Below are 16,571 nucleotides of genomic sequence, written 5' to 3'. Positions count from 1 at the left end.
TCTGGGTTGGAGGGTCCTGCCCCGATCGGCAACAACCAATATTGGTTTGGCTGAAATGGGCCTGAAGAGCGGCGGAAAAGGGCTGCCTTTGTGTGCGATTAACCTGCGTTAACTTCCCCGCAGCCGAGCTTTACGGCCGGATCGTCATGTTCTCCGGCGGCCCCGCTTTCCGCAGCGGCTCGGCGAGGCGCGCGAACTCGCAGAGCAGCGAGCGCGTCTTGCGGGGATCGATGATCTCCTCGACCCAGAATTTTTCGGCCGAGCGGAACGGCGAGCGCAGCTTGTTGAGACGCTCCTCGATCTCTTTCAGCTTTGCTGCCTTGTCCTCGGCCGCATCGATGTCGGCGCGGTAAGCGGCCTCGATGCCGCCTTCGAGCGGCAGCGAGCCCCAATAGGCCGACGGCCAGGCGTAGCGGATCGAGAAGCGGTCGGCGGGCTGGTGCACAACGCCGGCCACACCAAAAGCGTTGCGCAGGATCACCGTGCACCAGGGCACGGTGGTCTGGTTGACCGCGGCCATGGCGCGGACGCCGTGGCGGATGGTCGCCGCCTTCTCGGCATCGAGGCCGATCATGAAGCCCGGGCAGTCCATGAGATAAACGATCGGCAGATGGAAGGTCTCCGCGAAGTCGACCCAGCGCACCACTTTCTGGCAGGCATCCGCCGTCCAGGAGCCGCCATAGTGAAAACTGTCGCTGGCGAGCACCATCACCGCCCTGCCCTCGAGCCGCGCCAGGCCAACGATGATCGGCTTGCCGAAATTGCTGGCGACCTCGAAGAACGAGCCCTTGTCGACGACCGATTCAATGATCGGCCTGACCTTGTAGACCTGCTTGCGGTTGCGCGGCACCGCCTTCATCAGCGCTTCTTCCGTGCGCTCCGGATTGTCGATGCAAGGCAGCGTCGGCGGCAGCTCGTAGACCGACGACGGCAGATAGGACAGAAAGCGCCGCGCGCAGGCAAAGGCCTCTTCCTCGGTATCGACGGCATGGTCGATCGCACCGGCCTTGGTCTGGATATCGGCGCCGCCAAGCTCTTCCTTCGAGAGGTTCTGGCCGAGCGCCTTCACCACCGGTGGCCCTGCGACGAACATCGCGGACTTCCGGGTCATGATGGAATAGTGGCTGGCGGCAAGGCGCGCCGCGCCAAGGCCCGCGACCGAGCCGAGGCCGAGCGCGACCACGGGCACGCGCGACAAATTCTCCGTCGTGAAGCGATACCAGCGCGTGCCACCGATACCGCCAGGCAGATTCGCCGCGCCCTTGGTCTCGATGGTCTTGACCGAGCCGCCGCCGCCGGAGCCTTCGATGATGCGGAAGATGGGCAGGCGGAAGTCGTGCGCCATCTCCTCCGCCATCAAGGGCTTTGCCGAAATCGACGCGTCCGCCGAGCCGCCGCGCACGGTGAAATCGTCACCGACCACGACCACGGTGCGGCCATCGACGCGCGCGCGGCCGAACACGCAGTTCGCCGGCGTCACGGTCTTCAGCTCGCCCGTGGAATCGTACTCACCGATGCCGGAGACGGCACCGATCTCGTGGAAGCTACCCTTGTCGATCAGTCTGTCGATGCGTTCCCGAACTGTCAGCCGGCCCTGGTCATGCTGTCGCTTGACCTTGTCAACGCCGCCCATCTCCCGCGCGAAGGCTTCGCGCCGGGCGAGCTCGTCGAGTTCCGTCTTCCAGTTCATTCACTCCCTCCGAACTCATCGGCTTGTTATTGTTATGCACCGATATTGCGACCGGTTTGCGCGAGATGCGGTTGTTGAAGGCATCGCCTTCGGCGCCCTCCATCAGGCTGCCAAGCGATCGGCCGAGCGCCAGCATCAGCGGCGCGACTTCGGCATGCAGACGCTGCTCGTCATACATCGCCGAGAGCAAACCGATCGTGACGACCACGAAGGTCTGGTACTGCGGCGACCAGATCGGGACCGCCAGGCCATTGATGTGCGGGCTCCACAAGCCGCAAGCCGTGACATAGCCGCGCTCGCGCAGCGATTGCCTGTTGGCCTCGATGCGGGGCCGCAGGATCTTTACAGCCTCCGGCGCTTCGCGCTCCATGTCGTTGATAAAGGCATCGCCGACTTCAGGCGCCAAGGCCGCGGTGTAGGCCGCGCCCGCCGCGGTGGAGGCCATCGAGATGCGGCTACCGGTGCCCTCGTGCAGACCGAGCGCTGAAGGCGAGCGTGCGAACTGAAGATAGACCAGATGGAAGCGATCAGGCACGACGAAGCCGACGGTGCCCGGCAACTGCTCGGCGACTTCCTGAAGTCGCTGCCGGATCATGCTGCGCAGCTGCGCGCCCTTCATCATCGAAGCGCTCATCGCTACCGCGCTCGGACCGATCCGATATTTCTGATCGCGCGGCAAATAGACGAGCTGCCCCATGCGCGTCAGCGTGTGCGTGAGCCGCGACACCGTCGAGCGCGGCAGGCCGCAGCGATTTGAAATCTCGAGATTGCCGAGCCGCGCCTCGTGGCCCTCGAAGCATCGCAACACGTCGAACGCGCGCGACACCACCTGGATGACATCACCCTCGCCGGCATCACCAGCGAGCGCACCTTGCCTGCTTAACCGCTCCGATCGTCGTCCCATGATCCCTACCGTTTGTTCCGCTCTGCGGAATTAAATTCCACTTTGTGAACGACGCTACCTCAGGCATTTTGCGACGACAACAAAAAGGCGATGGCATGCCAGAAATTAAGATCGTGACGGAGGTCGCCGGCCGCATCTGCGCAACTCCCGTGCAAGTTGGAGGAACTGTCGCCGATGGCGACGACGTTGTGGTCGTCGAGGCCATGAAGATGGAGATACCGGTAGCCTCTCCTGCATCAGGCACGCTGAAATTACTGCTCGTGAAGATCGATGACCTCGTTGCCGAGGGACAAGCGATCGCGATCGTCGCGAGCTGAGCACGCGCCATCAGCGGCTCCTCGCGGCCGCGACAATCTGGAGCAGATGATATCGGAATGGCGCGCGGCATCTTGCGTTCGGGCGCCACCACAGGAGGCCGGACGGGTTGCGTGTTCCCTGATTGCGTTGCACAAGTGAGCGATGATAGCGCAACCGTCGCATGCCTCCGCCTGGACCCGCTCGAAGCCGCCGCTGCTGCGGTTTCTCGACACATGCCTGAATGAATTCTCCGCGGAGACCTCGGGCGCGGTTGCGGACTACATCCCCGAGCTGAGCAAAGCCGACCCTGCCTATTTTGGCATCAGCCTCGCCACGCTCGATGGCCACGTCTATGAAGTCGGCGACTCCAGGGTGCCCTTCACCATCCAGTCGCTGTCAAAACCGTTCGTGTTTGCGCTGGCACTGGATCTCTTGGGCGCGGGCAAGGTCGAGAGCGCAATCGGTGTTGAGCCCTCGGGCGATCCCTTCAACTCGATCCGGCTCAATGCGGACAACCATCCGTTCAATCCGATGGTGAATGCAGGCGCGATCGCCTGCACGGGATTGATTTACGACAGCAAGGGCCCTGAGGCCTTTGAGCAGATCCGGCTTGCGCTCAGCCGCTTTGCCGGTCGCGATCTCGCCGTCGATGAGGCGGTCTACTCCTCCGAGAGCCAGACCGGCGACCGCAACCGCGCCATCGGCTATCTGCTCAAGACCAATGCGGTGATCTCGGACAATGTCGCCGGCGTCCTCGACGTCTATTTCCGGCAATGCGCGGTGCTGGTCACCGCACGCGACATCGCGGTGATGGCGGCAACGCTGGCCAATCGCGGCGTCAATCCGGTCACGAACGAACAGGTGGTGACGCCGTATGCGATTTCGCGCACGCTGTCGGTAATGACGTCGTCGGGTATGTACGACTATGCCGGCGAGTGGATCTACCGCATCGGCATTCCCGCCAAGAGCGGCGTTGGCGGCGGCATCCTGGCTGCACTCCCTGCCCGTCTCGGGCTCGGCAGCTATTCGCCAAAACTCGACAAGCATGGAAACAGCGTGCGCGGCATCAAGGTCTGCGAGGCGCTGTCCTCGCACTATGATCTGCACATGCTCAACCGCAGCGACGACGCCCGCAACGCCGTGATCGCCGACTACGATATCGGCAAGAGCCCGTCACGCCGCGTCCGCCGTCAGCAGGAGCGCGACATCCTCGCCGCGCACGAGCAAGCCGTGCGCGTGATCGAGCTGGTTGGCGTGCTGTCATTGTCGGCCGTCGACTATGTCTCGCGGCGGCTCGCCGGGCGGCCGCGACCGCAAATCGCCGTGTTCGACCTGCACCGCGTCACCTCCACGACCCGCGCCGGCGCCCGGCTGTTCGCCGAAGCCTTCGAGGAGCTCGCCGCGCTTGATGTCACCGTGGTGATCTCAGGCGTTCGTCGCGCCTCCAAGGAATGGGACACGCTGCGCGAATGGACGGCCGAATTGAAGAACGTCCGCGACTTCTACCTGCTCGACACCGCGATCGAATGGGCGGAAGACCAGATCGTCTATCGCTACGGCGGCTCGATCGACTTTCACGAGACCACCGAGCTGTCGGAGCAACCGCTACTCGACGGCCTCGGCGCGGAAGAGCTGACCGATCTTGCCTCGATCTGCACCATCAGGACCTATCAGACCGGCGCAAAGATCGTCACGACCGGCGATCCCGCCGATGCCCTGTTCTTCCTGCGCAGCGGCGCGGTGCACGTCACCCTGCCCGATGGCGTGCGCCTGGCGACGCTCACCGCCGGCATGGCCTTTGGCGAAATGGCGTTGATCGAGACCACCCGCTCCGCCGACGTGTTCGCGGACATGGCAGCGACTGCATTTGAAGTCCCGCTGAAGGACTTTGAGCGCTTTCGCAGGCAGCACCCGCGGGCGAGCGAGCGCATCATGCGCAATCTGGCGCAGCTATTGGCCGATCGCCTGATCGTTGCCAACACCAAGGTGGATATCCTGACGTCGACGTAAGCTAAGCTTAGCGGCTCGCCGCCTCGCTGATGCGCCGCTTGATCTTGGCAGCACTTGCTTTCAGCAGTTCGGACGGCTGGTGGCCGGTGGCGGCGCACAGACAGGCCCAGTAGTAAATGACATCGCCGAGCTCTTCGACGAGACCCGCCTTGTCGAGCCAGTCGTCGCGGAGCAGCTTCTTGATGTGCTCGGCGACCTCGCCGGCTTCACCGGCGAGGCCCAACCCGAGATAGGACAGCCGCTCGTTCGAGGGCTGCTCATCGACTTTCGCAATGGTTGCGGCCCAGACCGCATATTCATCGATCGTCATGGCCATTCCTCGCGGCTCGCGCCTGATCAGCCCACCACTTCGGTGACGGGCTGGAGATCGATCTCAAATGTCTCCAAGAACTTTGACGTCATGATGTAGAAGCCGATCGAGAGCTGAAGCTCGACCAGTGCCGCCGGCGTCAGTCTTGCAGCAATCGCCTTGAAGGTCGCATCCGTCGGCTTCTTCAGCTTGACGATCTCATCAGTGAAGGCGAGTGCGGCGCGCTGCGTCTCATCGAAGCAGGCTGCGGCCTGCCAGTTCTCGAGCGCCTCGTTCTGCGCGTCGGTGACGCCGACATTCTTGCCGATGCGCTTGTGCGCGATGATCTCGTACGGCGCCTCGCACAGAATCCCGGTGCGCGTGATCGCGAGCTCCCGCACGATGGGGTCGAGCTCGCCCTTGTGCCTGATGGCGCCGCCGAGTCGGCAATACTGCTCAAAATAGCTCGGCGAGTGCGCCATCATGCGGAAAATGTTGGCGTTGCGGTTCTTGTCGAGGATTTCGCGGGTGCGGTCCGACGCCTTGGACGGATCGCTGTAGTCGATACGGGCCATGATTTACCTTGAGTTTTTCCTGACGCCTTTGAGGCTTATTGTCGTTACCGGAATAAGTTCCCAAAAACTCTATTCGCAGCCCGACGCAGGAGCAACATCATCGAGTCAAATTGCCGCCGCATTGCTGATCGACCTTGGCACAGTCGATATTCGCCGCGTGGGGACACATTGCGGTGACTACTCGAGTGGGGTGTTCCGAGTAAAAACAATTGGCCGTCTGCGCGCTTACCACGCAACGATGAGTCACGCCCAAGTCTAGGGAGAAAACGGCATGAAGGAAGCCTCCAAGGGGGCGGCCTCGGAAGCGCTCGCGCATATGCTGGCGGTGATGGCAATGCTCGTCATCGCCAGCATATTGTTCTACGCGCGCTGAGTTGGAGTTTTACAGTTTTCGCCATTCCGGGGTGGCCCTCGCACAGGCCAGGCCCAGAATTCCCGTTCCAGGCTCGGTCCCATGACCGCCCCCGAATGGCGAAATCCCTTACTTCGTAAAAAACGGTACCAGCTTCCCGGCAAAAGGCCTGAAGCTCGCCGTGACCGCATCACCGATGGCCAATCCGTTGTCGCCATGGGCCATCATGCGAAATCCCTCGGCGCAATCGACCAGCAGGATATTGTAGGGCACGTGCGCGCGCGTCTCGGTCGTGGCGGCGCGGCAGACCAGCGAGGTCGCATAGACCCTGCCTTTGCCGCTGGCACGCGCCTCGCGCGGACCTGCGGTTCCACATGCGGCGCAGAAAGCGCGGTGGAAATACTGGACATGACCGCACGCGGCGCAGGTCTGGTAGGTGATGGCCTCTTCGCCCCTGGTCCAGTCGGCCAGACGTTCGCTCATCTCACTCGCTCCAGAAACATGCTGACGTGGGACGACAGCACGCCGCCGTCACCGTGCAGCAGCGCAATCGAGGCGTCCCGCACCTGGCGATTCGCCGCCCGCCCCGTCATCTGCAAATGCGCCTCGACCAGATGCGCCATGGCCCCGCCGACGCCGCAATGGCCGTAGCTGAGCAGGCCTCCATGGGTGTTGAGCGGCATCGCACCGTCGCGGCCGAAATGACCCGATCGCACGCGCGCAGCCGCCTCGCCTCGTCCAGCAAGGCCGAGGTCTTCCAGCAGCATGGCGAGTGTGATGGTGAAACTGTCGTAGATCGCGGCGTAACGCACGTCTGATATCGCCAGGCCCGTGGCCTCCTTCGCGCGCGCGATGGAGATCTCGGCGCCGAGCTCGCTTAAGCCCGGCGCGGCGGTGACGTGCTGATGCGTATGCGCCTGGGCACACCCGCGGATGCGCACGCCGGCGTCGCCGGTCCGCTCGCGACTGATGACGAACGCCGCGCCGCCGTCGGACACCGGGCAGCAATCGAGCAATTTTAACGGCATCGCCACCGGCTTCGAGGCCATGACGTCGGCAACCGAAATGGGATCGTGGAATTGCGCGCCGGGATGAGTGCAGGCGTGCGCACGCATCAGCACCGCGAATTCGGCGAGGTCTTCTTCGGTCAGGCCGTATTCGTGCATGTATCTGCTAGCAACGAGGCCATAGTAAGCGGGGATGGTCGGACCGAGCGGCACCTCGTAGTCGGGGTGGCCGACCTGTGCCAGCGCCTGGATCGAGGCGTCGCGGCTCTGGCCCGTAAGGCGATTCTCGCCGGCAACGACGAGCACGTTACGGCAGACACCCTCTTCGACAAGATGATGGACGAGCATGGTCATCGCAAGGCCGGTGGCGCCGCCGACCTGCACGGCGTGGGCGTAGGACGGGCGGATGCCAAAATGCTCGGCGAACACCGTCGCCAGCATGATGTGCGGCGAGACGGTGGAATAGCCGCAGAGGATACCGTCGATTTCCGCACGCTTGAGGCCGGCATCGTCGAGAGCGAATTGCGCCGCCTTGCTCATCAGGTCGAGCGAGGATGAGCCGTCGTGCTTGCCGAAAGGCGTGAGGCCGACGCCGGTGATGAAGCTCATGGCGCTCTCCTACTCCGGCGCCGAGCGCGTGGCGCCGTCGCGGACCATGGCAGCGATCTCGTCAGCGGAGTAGCCGATCTCGCGAAGAATCTCCGCGCCATGCTCGTTGAGGCGTGGCGCGAGGCGCACGGGTTCAGCCTCGGTCTCCGACCAGGTCGCCGTCACCTTCATGCTGCGGATTGGGCCTTCGGTTGGATGGTTGACGACCGGAAAGAAGCCGGTCGCCTCCAGATGCTCGTCGTGCAGGATCGAGGCGAGATCGTGCATCGGCATGACGGGCACATCGGCTCTGGTCAAAAGGTCGATCCACTCGGCGGTGGTGCGCGCCTCGAAGATACGCGCGAGCTCGGCATAGACGACATCGATATTGGCGGCGCGGCCGGCGAAAGTCGCGAACTTTGGATCGGCACGCAGATCGTCGCGGCCTGTCGCCTTGAAGAAATTCTCCCACTGCTTGTCGTTGTAGACGATCACGCTGAGATAGCCGTCCGAAGTCTTGTACGGCCTGCGGTCGCGCGAGAGGTGCCGGGCATAGCCGCCCTTGTCGAGCGGCGGCTCATAGGTGAGCCCGCCCATGTGATCGCCCATGACGAAACCGGCCATGGTCTCGAACATCGGGATGTCGACCCGCTGGCCGCGCCCGGAGCGGTCGCGATGCACGAGGCTGGCGCAGATCGCGCCGACGGCGGTGAGGCCGACGATGCGATCGACTAGCGCATTCGGCACATAGCGTGGCACACCGTCGCCGGTCTGAGCCATCAGCGCCGGCAGCGCGGTCGCGCCCTGGATCAGATCGTCATACGCGGGTTTAGCAGCATAGGGCCCGTCCTGGCCGAAGCCGAACACGCCGGCATAGACGAGGCGCGGATTGATCTCCGAGACGACGTCATAGCCGAGCTGCAGCCGCGCCATCGCCTGCGGGCGGACGTTGTAGACGAGCACGTCGGCATCCTTCAGCAGCCGCAGCACGGCTTCGCGGCCTGCGGGCTTCTTCAGGTCGAGGCAGATCGAGCGCTTGCTGCGATTGGTGTTGAGGAACACCGGGCCCATGCCGGTGTGCCGCATCGGGCCGATCAGGCGGGTGACGTCGCCGTCGAGCGATTCCACCTTGATGACGTCGGCCCCGTAGTCGCCGAGCATCTGGGTCGCATAGGGGCCCATCAGCACGGTTGTCATGTCGACGACCTTGATGCCCTTCAACGGCCCCATTGGTTCGCTCCCGATTGCGCGCACTCAAGATGCGCGATTTCGGTCCAGCTAAGGGGAGTAACGGCACATGCGCAAGGGCGGCCGGCGTATGGCCGCATGCGCATGGATGCAGCCGCTATTTCTTCTGGCGGGATTCGCGGATCTTCATGAGACGCTCGAGCTCGTCGTTCTGCTGGTTGATGCGGTCGGCGATGCGCGACTCGTTCTGCTCGCCGGAGGCGGCGGCAGCCTGCTCGATCAATTGGCGGATGTTGTCCTCGAGGATCGCGATGCGATCGTTGAGAGCTTCGATAGAGAGTGAATCTTCGTAGTCATTGCCCATGATGCATTCCCTGCAAATCAATCAGGAGCATTAAGGCGAGCTGAAACCGGCCCACCATGATCTAACGCAAGGAAAAGGTGGGCACGGCGCTTGCGCCTGTGCCCACCCTACAAGACCTATTTCAATGGCTCGAGAACCGAAACGTAGTTGGCGACCGCGGCGCCGCCCATGTTGAAGATGCCGCCCAGCCTGGCGTTCTTCAGCTGCATGCCCTCGGGCGCTTGCCCGGCGAGTTGCATCGCGGTCATCACATGCATGGAGACGCCGGTAGCGCCGATCGGGTGGCCCTTGGCCTTCAGGCCGCCGGACGGATTGACCGGCAGCCTGCCGTCCTTGAGCGTCCAGCCCTCCTTGATGGCGCGGGCTCCCTGCCCCCTCGGCGTCAGTCCCATCGCTTCGTACTCGATCAGCTCGGCGACGGTGAAGCAGTCATGGGTCTCGACGAAGGAGAGATCGGACAGCGTCACGCCAGCCTTCTCCAAGGCGCGTTGCCAGGCAACCGTGCAGCCCTCGAATTGGAGGATGTCGCGCTTGCTCATCGGCAGGAAATCCTGCGCATGCGCGGTGGCGCGGAAGCCGATCGACTTGCTCATCCCCTTGGCGGTCTCGGCGTCGGCCAGCACCAGCGCGGCGGCGCCGTCGGACACCAGCGAGCAGTCGGTGCGCTTCAGGGGGCCGGCGACATAAGGATTTTTCTCGCTCTCGGCGCGGCAGAAGTCGAAGCCGAAATCCTTGCGCATCTGGGCAAAGGGATTGGCGACGCCGTTCTTGTGGTTCTTGGCCGCGATCAGCGCCAGCGCATCGGACTGGTCGCCGTATTTCTGGAAGTAGGAACTGGCGATCTTGCCGAACACGCCGGCAAAGCCGCCGACCGTGTCGCCGTCCTCGGGCAGATAGGAGGCCTTGAGCAGGTTCTTGCCGATCTCGGGCCCGGGCGTGCGGGTCATCTGCTCGACGCCGACGACCAGCACGATCTTGGCGGCGCCAGCGGCGATCGCGCGCAGGCCCTGATGCACGGCAGCAGATCCCGTGGCACAGGCATTTTCGACGCGGGTCGCCGGCTTGAAGCGCAGTTTCGGGTCGGCCTGGAGCACCAGCGAGGCGGTAAAATCCTGCGCCGAGAAGCCAGCGTTGAAATGGCCAAGCACGATCTCGTCGACATCGGAGGCCGAAATGCCGGCATCGGCCATCGCCTCATTGGCGACCCGGGTGACGAGGCTTTCGACAGTTTCGGTGTCGAACTTGCCGAACGGCGTATGCGCCCATCCGACGATGCTGGCAGTCATGGTCTTCTCTCCCTGGCGGTCTCTTGCTGACCTAAGTCTTAGCCCAGGGATGGCAAGACTTCACGCGGGTTTAAGGGCCTGGAGGGTGCGCTGGCAGATGGCAGTTATGCCGGCCCAGTTCCCGGCCCTGATCTCCGCCGTCGGGCACAGCCAGGAACCGCCAACACAGACCACATTTGGCTCGGCGAGCCAGGTCGCTGCATTGGCCTCGCCCACCCCGCCGGTCGGGCAGAACCGCACATTCGGGAACGGCCCGCCAAGCGAGCGCAGGCCCTTGATGCCGCCGGCCTGCTCGGCCGGGAAGAACTTGGCGACGTCGAAGCCGTAGGACAGCGCCGTCATCAGCTCGGACGCCGTGGCAATACCGGGTGCGAACGGCAGGGAGCTATCTCCGGCGACCTTGAGGAGATCGGGGGTCAGGCCCGGGCTGATGCCAAAGGCGACACCGAGCTTCTCGACACGGGTGAAGTCGGCCGGAGTGAGAATGGTGCCGATGCCGACCACCGCATCGGGGACCTCGGCCATCATCGCCCGCGCCGCCTCGATCGCAACGGGCGTCCGCATGGTCACCTCCAGCGTGCGAACGCCGCCGGCCACCAGGGCTTTTGCCAACGGTACGGCATCCTGGATCCGCTCGATGGTGAGCACGGGAATGACGGTCGCGGCCTTGAACAGCGCGACGAGGTGGTTCTGTTGGGCAGCAGTGGGCATCTCAGGGATCTTTTCGTTGACGTGGTCGCGTTACTTCGTGGCTTGGCGCGTGGTTGCCGGCCGGTGCCGCTTCTTCGGCGGCATGGCATAGCCCGGAATGATGGCGCCGGGGTAGCAAATCACGAGGCTGGCGAGGCGATGGCCTGATTGGGCCGCCTCGACCGGATCGGAGCCGCCGAGCCGGGCCGCGATATAGGCCGCGGCAAAGCTGTCTCCGGCAGCGGTGGTATCAACGACGGGCTTCGTCATGGGTTCAGCGCGGACCTCGTGGGTACCACCGGGGTAGCGCAGCAGGCTGACGGGCTCGGCGAGCCGGAACACCAGCTCCGGCGTCGGGATGCGCGCCATCAATTGCTCGGGGCTCTCGCCGGGATAGAGCGCGAGCAGATCCTCGGCCGACGTCAGCACGATGTCGGCGGCCGCAAACGCCGCGGCAAACACCTCGCGCGCGACGTCGCGATCGGGCCAGCCGCGTGCGCGGAAATTAGTGTCGAACACGAAGCGGGTGCCGAGCAGGCGTGCGCGCTTGATCGCCGCGAACAGGCGATCGCGCCCGGCCGCGTCGTAGATCGAGAGCGTGATCGCGGAGAGATAGACGATGTCATAGCTCATCAGCGAGTTGAGCAGCTCGTCGGTCTCCGGGAGGCTCATCAGCTGCCGCGCCGCCGCGCTGTCGCGCCAGTGGAAGAACTGGCGCTCGCCGTTGGCATCGAGCTGGATCATGTAGAGGCCGGGCAGCTTCCCCGGCAGCCGCACGACACGGCGCGTGCCGACGCCCTCGGCGTTCCAAGCCGCGATCATTTCCTCGCTGAGGCCGTCGTCGCCGAGCGCGGTGAGATAGTCGACCTTGACCTCGAGCCGCGCCAGATAAACCGCCGTGTTGAGGGTATCGCCGCCGAAGCCACGCGAGTACAGGCCACCGCCCTGCCCGGCAGACTGGCCGCCCTGGGCCTGCCGAAGCTCGACCATGCATTCACCGATGCAAGCCACGCTCGCCATCGTCATATCCACGCTGTTCGTCTGATAGCTCAGGCGACGAAGTTGCCGCCCAGCTCGTCTTCGATGTGAATGCGGATGATATCGTCGAAATTCTTCTCGGCGGTGGTGAAGCCGAGCTCGAGTGACCGCTTTGCGTTGAAGTTGCGCGGCCAGCCACCGACGATGCCGCCGATGAAAGGATCGGGCTCACGCTTGATGCGGGCAGCAACCTTCTCGCCGGCGACGCGCTTCAAGGCCGCGATCTGCTCGCCGACGGTCGCCGACAGGCCCGGCATCGTCAGATTGCGGCGGGGACCGACCGTGGCGAGGTCCATGGTGCCGGCGTGCAGCAGGAAGCCGACGGCCGAGCGCGGCGTGGCGTGCCAGTGGCGAACGTCCTCGGACACCGGAAGGATCGCTTCCTTGCCGGCCAAGGGCTCGCGCAGGATGTTGGAGAAGAAGCCCGATGCCGCCTTGTTGGGCAGGCCGGGCCTGATGCAGATGGTCGGCAGGCGGATGCCGATGCCGTCGAGGAAGCCGCGGCGGGAATAGTCCGCGAGCAGCAACTCGCCGATCGCCTTCTGGGTGCCGTAGCTGAGCAGCGGGGTGTGGAAGAATTCGTCGCCGATCGCATCCGGGAACGGCGCGCCGAACACCGCGATCGAGGACGTAAACACCACGCGCGGCTTGTAGCCGCCGCCGACCAGCCTGACAGCATCCAGCAGCATCCGCGTGCCGTCGAGATTGATGCGGTAGCCCTTGTCGAAATCGAGCTCGGCTTCGCCCGAGACGATGGCGGCGAGATGGAAGATCACGTCGGGACGGCCGGCGATCAGCTTCTCGGCAGCGCCCGGCACGGCGAAATCGCCCGAGACGGTCTCGACGGCAAAACCTGATTTCTCCGGCTTTTTGGGCTCGACCACGTCGTGCATGGTCAATTTGGTGATGTCGCTCTTGCCGAGACGGCCGTCGCGCAAGAGACGTTCACACAATTTGCGGCCGACCATGCCGGCGGCGCCCAGAACCAGAATGTGCAAGAGCCTACTCCTTCTTATTGGCCGGAACGCGCCGCTCTTGAGACATGTTGGCGCGTTCTCAGGCAGGCCCCGCTGGTCATTCCTTCACGGCGCCGGTCATTGCCGACACATAGTACTCTACGAAGAAGGAATAAAGGATAACTACGGGGACCGAGCCGGTCAGGGCCGCCGCCATCAGGGCGCCCCAATGGTAGACGTCGCCATTGACGAGCTCGGTGATGGCGCCGACCGGAATGGTCTTGTTCTCCGAGGAGGAGATGAAGGTCAGCGCGTAGATGAACTCGTTCCAGGACAACGTGAAGGCGAAGATGCCGGCGGAGATCACTCCCGGCAGAGACAAAGGAAGCGTGATCTTGACCAGGATCTGCAGCCGCGTGGCCCCGTCGATCAGCGCGCATTCCTCCAGCTCATAGGGAATGGTGCGGAAATAGCCCATCAGCAGCCAGGTGCAGAACGGGATCAGGAAAGTCGGATAGGTCAGGATCAGCGCCAGATTGCCGTCGAACAGGCCGAGCTGGAACACGATCGCGGCGAGCGGAATGAACAGGATCGAGGGCGGTACGAGATAGCCAAGGAAGATCGCAAGGCCGACATAACGCGACCCCTTGTAGCGCAGACGCTCGATCGCATAGGCGGCGCAGACGCTGGCGAACAGCGAGATGAAAGTTGAGGACACCGAGACGATCACCGTGTTCCACATCCACAGCGGATAGTCGGTCTCGAAGAACAGTTTTGTGATGTGCTCGAACGTCGGATGTACGATCCAGAACGGATTGTACTTCTCGTAGTCGTACATCTCCGCGTCCGGCTTGAAGGTCGCGACCGTCATCCAATAGAACGGAAACAGCAGGAAGACGACGATCAGGCCGAGCGGAAGGTAGACGCGGAGAAACTTCCGCGGAAAACGTTCGAGGTAGTCCATTCCGACGCTTTGGTCGTCCGCGGTGCTCATGGTCAGTCCCTTCCGCCTTGCTGCCAGCGGGAGCGCTGAAGCCCGAAGAAGCTCAACAGGATCGCCGCAACCAGGAACGGGATCATCGCATTCGAGATCGCTGCGCCCTCGCCAAGATTGCCGCCGGTGATGGCGCGCTGGAACGACAGCGTCGCCATCAGATGCGTGGCGTTGATCGGACCGCCGCGCGTGATGGTGTAGATCAGCTGGAAGTCGGTGAACGTCATCAGCACCGAGAACGTCATCACGACAGCGATGATCGGCGACAGCATCGGCAACGTGATGTGACGGAATCGCTGCAGATTGGTGGCGCCGTCAAGATTAGCGGCCTCGTAAAGCGAGGGAGAGATGGTCTGGAGTCCGGCGAGAAGCGTAATCGCAACGAAGGGCACGCCGCGCCAGATGTTGGCGACAACCACCGACCAGCGCGCATTCCACGGATCGCCGAGGAAGTCGATGTAGCGCGTGATCAAGCCGGCCTTGATCAGCACCCAGGAGATGATCGAGAACTGGCTGTCATAGATCCACCAGAACGCGATCGCCGAGAGCACCGTCGGCACCACGAAGGGCAACAGCACGATAGCCCTGATCATCGACTTGAACGGCAGCCGCTCATTGAGCAGCAGCGCCAGGTAAAGACCGATCGCAAATTTCACGATGCTGGCGGCCACGGTGTAGAAGATGGTGTTGAACACCGACAGCCAGAACACGGAGTCCTTCGCCAGCGAGACGAAGTTTCCGAAGCCGATGAAGCGCCCGACCCCGCCGATCTTGGTGTCGGTCATGCCGAGCCACAGGCCGAGCACCAGAGGGTAAGCCAGAAACAGAATGAGGATGGCGATTGCCGGCACCATGAACATGGCGCCCAGGAAGTTTCGGCTTTCGAACGCCCTGCTCCACAAACTGCTGCGCTTGACCTGCGCAGCGGCGGGCTCGGCGATAACGGCCATGTCGGACTCCCCTTCAAGAACGACAACGGCGGCGCCCAGCAAACCGGGCGCCGCCGAGGTGGTAGCAGATCAGACCTGGTAGTAGCGCTTGGCGCGCTCGGCGGCGCGCTTTGCTGCTTCCTGCGGCGTGGCCTGTCCAGAGGCGGCTTCGGCGAACATATCGACCACGACGAAGTCGCCCATGACGGCGGCCGAGGCGTAGCCGAGATCGCCGGCATAGCCGTTGTCGCGGCAACGCTTCAGGCAGTCGCGATACGGCGTGATCTTGGGATCGGAGGTCCACACCGGATTGTCATTATAGGCCGGAAGCGGCGGCGAGACGTAGCCGTTGGAGGCGACCTCCCACGCGTCGTAGTTCTCCTTATCCATCATGAACTTGATGTATTCCTTGACCGCCTTCGGATACTTCGAGTGCTTGTAACCGTAGTAGACGAGGACGTTCTGCTGCTCGGTCGGCACGCCCACGGGCCCGATCGGCATCGGCGCATGGTCCATGTCCTTGGCGATCTCCTGCTGCTTCGGATCGGGCGAGGTCTTGCCGACGGTCCAGATCGAGATGCCGTTCAGGGTAAGGCTGAGTTCGCCGTTGAGGAAGGCCTTGTTGTTGTTCGAGTCGTTCCACGACAGCACGCCCGGAATGAACGTCGCGTAGAGTTGCTTGACGTATTCGAGCGCCGCAATGGTCTCCGGCGAGTCGATCACGACCACGTTCTTGTCGTTGACGACCTTGCCGCCGAACGCCCACAGCGCCCACTGGCACCAGCCGTTGGCATCGCCCGTGGCATGGCCGAGCGCGAAGCCGGCCGGCGTGTTGTTCTTCTTCAACGCCTGACACAGCTTGAGGAAGCCGTCGGTATCCTTCGGAAATTGCTCGAAGCCCGCAGCCTTCATGTGGCTGATGCGGTAGTTCAGGCAACCGCCGGTCGCGCCCTGCGGAATGGCGATCCAGCCATTGCCCTTCTTGCCGTAGCGCTCGGCAACCGGATACCAGCCGCCATATTGCTTGCCGAGATAGTCGGCAACGTCGGTGACGTCGATCAGCTTCTCCGGGAATTTGAAGGGATCGTCGAGCGTGCCGATGATCAGGTCCGGACCCGCGCCGACATTGGCGGCGACCGCGGCCTTGGGGCGGATGTCTTCCCAGCTCTCGGCCTCGAGCTTCACCTTGATGCCGGTCTTCTCGGAAAACTTCTTGGTCTGCTCGGCGAACTTGTCGAACTCGGCCTGGATGAACTGCTTCCAGCGCAGCACGCGGATCGAGGCGTTAGGCTCCGGCGTGTTGGTCCACTCCGCAGCCCGGACGGGGACGATCCCCGGGCCAGCCAGCAACGCTGCGCCGCCCAGGCCGGCTTTAAGCACACTTCGCCTGTCGAAATCGCTCATCGTTCTCTCC

The 16,571-nt window shown here is 63.6% G+C and carries 18 protein-coding genes; 3 read left to right on the top strand and 15 right to left on the bottom strand.

Translation table 11 applies throughout. The features are described 5' to 3' along the window. Positions 1-130 precede the first annotated feature (130 nt). Positions 131-1,690, bottom strand: coding sequence for an acyl-CoA carboxylase subunit beta (locus XI06_RS11050; RefSeq protein ID WP_271605304.1), 1,560 nt, complete (start codon positions 1,688-1,690; stop codon positions 131-133). Next, complete coding sequence (locus tag XI06_RS11045; RefSeq protein ID WP_237858555.1) at positions 1,620-2,594, bottom strand: IclR family transcriptional regulator; 975 nt, start codon at positions 2,592-2,594, stop codon at positions 1,620-1,622. Before XI06_RS11045 ends, XI06_RS11050 begins: the two co-directional genes overlap by 71 nt. Before the next feature lie 95 nt (positions 2,595-2,689). Here XI06_RS11045 and XI06_RS11040 point away from each other — a divergent pair, with 95 nt between their 5' ends. Together XI06_RS11040 and glsA are read left to right on the top strand one after the other, a co-directional pair. Beyond that, positions 2,690-2,911, top strand: coding sequence for a biotin/lipoyl-containing protein (locus XI06_RS11040; protein ID WP_237858557.1), 222 nt, complete (start codon positions 2,690-2,692; stop codon positions 2,909-2,911). A gap of 142 nt (positions 2,912-3,053) precedes the next feature. Further along, positions 3,054-4,901 (top strand): glutaminase A, encoded by a 1,848-nt coding sequence (gene glsA, locus XI06_RS11035; protein WP_237869504.1) that lies wholly within the window; start codon positions 3,054-3,056, stop codon positions 4,899-4,901. Positions 4,902-4,908: 7 nt separating this feature from the next. Here glsA and XI06_RS11030 read toward each other — a convergent pair whose 3' ends face one another. Together XI06_RS11030 and XI06_RS11025 are read right to left on the bottom strand one after the other, a co-directional pair. Beyond that, positions 4,909-5,211: a nucleoside triphosphate pyrophosphohydrolase family protein gene (locus XI06_RS11030; RefSeq protein ID WP_237858564.1), complete on the bottom strand. Its 303-nt coding sequence runs from the start codon at positions 5,209-5,211 to the stop codon at positions 4,909-4,911. A gap of 26 nt (positions 5,212-5,237) precedes the next feature. Further along, positions 5,238-5,765, bottom strand: coding sequence for a carboxymuconolactone decarboxylase family protein (locus tag XI06_RS11025; protein WP_271605303.1), 528 nt, complete (start codon positions 5,763-5,765; stop codon positions 5,238-5,240). Here XI06_RS11025 and XI06_RS11020 point away from each other — a divergent pair. Further along, entirely contained in the window at positions 5,764-6,024 is a 261-nt protein-coding gene (locus tag XI06_RS11020; RefSeq protein ID WP_271605302.1) for a hypothetical protein, read from the top strand. The genes XI06_RS11025 and XI06_RS11020 overlap by 2 nt on opposite strands. 222 nt (positions 6,025-6,246) lie before the next feature. Here the strand turns inward: XI06_RS11020 and XI06_RS11015 are convergent, their stop codons facing one another. The 11 genes from XI06_RS11015 to XI06_RS10965 form a co-directional block, all read right to left on the bottom strand. Further along, positions 6,247-6,600 (bottom strand): Zn-ribbon domain-containing OB-fold protein, encoded by a 354-nt coding sequence (locus XI06_RS11015; protein WP_271605301.1) that lies wholly within the window; start codon positions 6,598-6,600, stop codon positions 6,247-6,249. Next, a complete protein-coding gene (locus XI06_RS11010; protein WP_271605300.1) occupies positions 6,597-7,733 on the bottom strand; it encodes a thiolase family protein in 1,137 nt (378 codons plus the stop codon). The genes XI06_RS11015 and XI06_RS11010 overlap by 4 nt, the downstream gene beginning before the upstream one ends. Before the next feature lie 9 nt (positions 7,734-7,742). Then, positions 7,743-8,942 (bottom strand): CaiB/BaiF CoA transferase family protein, encoded by a 1,200-nt coding sequence (locus XI06_RS11005; protein ID WP_237858571.1) that lies wholly within the window; start codon positions 8,940-8,942, stop codon positions 7,743-7,745. 115 nt (positions 8,943-9,057) lie between these two features. Further along, entirely contained in the window at positions 9,058-9,264 is a 207-nt protein-coding gene (locus tag XI06_RS11000; protein ID WP_237858572.1) for a hypothetical protein, read from the bottom strand. Positions 9,265-9,380: 116 nt separating this feature from the next. Continuing rightward, positions 9,381-10,550 carry an acetyl-CoA acetyltransferase gene (locus XI06_RS10995; protein WP_271605299.1) on the bottom strand — a complete coding sequence of 390 codons (1,170 nt, stop codon included), beginning with the start codon at positions 10,548-10,550 and terminating at the stop codon, positions 9,381-9,383. Between the two features lie 60 nt (positions 10,551-10,610). Continuing rightward, on the bottom strand, positions 10,611-11,261 hold the full coding sequence (gene eda / locus XI06_RS10990; RefSeq protein WP_237858574.1) for a bifunctional 4-hydroxy-2-oxoglutarate aldolase/2-dehydro-3-deoxy-phosphogluconate aldolase: 651 nt from the start codon (positions 11,259-11,261) through the stop codon (positions 10,611-10,613). Between the two features lie 30 nt (positions 11,262-11,291). Continuing rightward, positions 11,292-12,260, bottom strand: a complete 969-nt coding sequence (locus XI06_RS10985) for a sugar kinase (protein WP_237858575.1) — start codon at positions 12,258-12,260, stop codon at positions 11,292-11,294. A gap of 29 nt (positions 12,261-12,289) precedes the next feature. After that, the gene (denD, locus tag XI06_RS10980; protein WP_271605298.1) at positions 12,290-13,276 is read right to left on the bottom strand and encodes a D-erythronate dehydrogenase; all 987 of its coding nucleotides are present in this window, start codon (positions 13,274-13,276) and stop codon (positions 12,290-12,292) included. Between the two features lie 76 nt (positions 13,277-13,352). Then, on the bottom strand, positions 13,353-14,228 hold the full coding sequence (locus XI06_RS10975) for a carbohydrate ABC transporter permease (protein WP_237858577.1): 876 nt from the start codon (positions 14,226-14,228) through the stop codon (positions 13,353-13,355). Positions 14,229-14,230: 2 nt separating this feature from the next. Continuing rightward, a complete protein-coding gene (locus tag XI06_RS10970) occupies positions 14,231-15,178 on the bottom strand; it encodes a carbohydrate ABC transporter permease (RefSeq protein WP_237858578.1) in 948 nt (315 codons plus the stop codon). Positions 15,179-15,247: 69 nt separating this feature from the next. Beyond that, complete coding sequence (locus XI06_RS10965; RefSeq protein WP_271605297.1) at positions 15,248-16,561, bottom strand: ABC transporter substrate-binding protein; 1,314 nt, start codon at positions 16,559-16,561, stop codon at positions 15,248-15,250. Positions 16,562-16,571 lie beyond the last annotated feature (10 nt).

The organism is Bradyrhizobium sp. CCBAU 11434 (assembly GCF_028128895.1).
Lineage (GTDB): Bacteria > Pseudomonadota > Alphaproteobacteria > Rhizobiales > Xanthobacteraceae > Bradyrhizobium > Bradyrhizobium zhengyangense.
The sequence above is the reverse complement of the archived record's forward strand: the minus strand, read 5'-3'. Positions and strand labels throughout refer to the sequence as shown.

Excerpts from the sequence above, each read along its gene's own strand:
- XI06_RS10985 (WP_237858575.1), bottom strand. The coding sequence starts at position 12,260 with ATGGCGAGCGTGGCTTGCATCGGTGAATGCATGGTCGAGCTTCGGCAG.
- eda (WP_237858574.1), bottom strand. The coding sequence starts at position 11,261 with ATGCCCACTGCTGCCCAACAGAACCACCTCGTCGCGCTGTTCAAGGCC.
- XI06_RS11010 (WP_271605300.1), bottom strand. The coding sequence starts at position 7,733 with ATGAGCTTCATCACCGGCGTCGGCCTCACGCCTTTCGGCAAGCACGAC.
- XI06_RS11015 (WP_271605301.1), bottom strand. The coding sequence starts at position 6,600 with ATGAGCGAACGTCTGGCCGACTGGACCAGGGGCGAAGAGGCCATCACC.
- XI06_RS11020 (WP_271605302.1), top strand. The coding sequence starts at position 5,764 with ATGATTTACCTTGAGTTTTTCCTGACGCCTTTGAGGCTTATTGTCGTT.
- XI06_RS10995 (WP_271605299.1), bottom strand. The coding sequence starts at position 10,550 with ATGACTGCCAGCATCGTCGGATGGGCGCATACGCCGTTCGGCAAGTTC.
- XI06_RS11040 (WP_237858557.1), top strand. The coding sequence starts at position 2,690 with ATGCCAGAAATTAAGATCGTGACGGAGGTCGCCGGCCGCATCTGCGCA.
- XI06_RS10975 (WP_237858577.1), bottom strand. The coding sequence starts at position 14,228 with ATGAGCACCGCGGACGACCAAAGCGTCGGAATGGACTACCTCGAACGT.
- XI06_RS10970 (WP_237858578.1), bottom strand. The coding sequence starts at position 15,178 with ATGGCCGTTATCGCCGAGCCCGCCGCTGCGCAGGTCAAGCGCAGCAGT.
- XI06_RS11050 (WP_271605304.1), bottom strand. The coding sequence starts at position 1,690 with ATGAACTGGAAGACGGAACTCGACGAGCTCGCCCGGCGCGAAGCCTTC.
- XI06_RS11000 (WP_237858572.1), bottom strand. The coding sequence starts at position 9,264 with ATGGGCAATGACTACGAAGATTCACTCTCTATCGAAGCTCTCAACGAT.
- XI06_RS11045 (WP_237858555.1), bottom strand. The coding sequence starts at position 2,594 with ATGGGACGACGATCGGAGCGGTTAAGCAGGCAAGGTGCGCTCGCTGGT.
- XI06_RS11030 (WP_237858564.1), bottom strand. The coding sequence starts at position 5,211 with ATGACGATCGATGAATATGCGGTCTGGGCCGCAACCATTGCGAAAGTC.
- XI06_RS10965 (WP_271605297.1), bottom strand. The coding sequence starts at position 16,561 with ATGAGCGATTTCGACAGGCGAAGTGTGCTTAAAGCCGGCCTGGGCGGC.
- XI06_RS11025 (WP_271605303.1), bottom strand. The coding sequence starts at position 5,765 with ATGGCCCGTATCGACTACAGCGATCCGTCCAAGGCGTCGGACCGCACC.
- XI06_RS11005 (WP_237858571.1), bottom strand. The coding sequence starts at position 8,942 with ATGGGGCCGTTGAAGGGCATCAAGGTCGTCGACATGACAACCGTGCTG.
- glsA (WP_237869504.1), top strand. The coding sequence starts at position 3,054 with ATGATAGCGCAACCGTCGCATGCCTCCGCCTGGACCCGCTCGAAGCCG.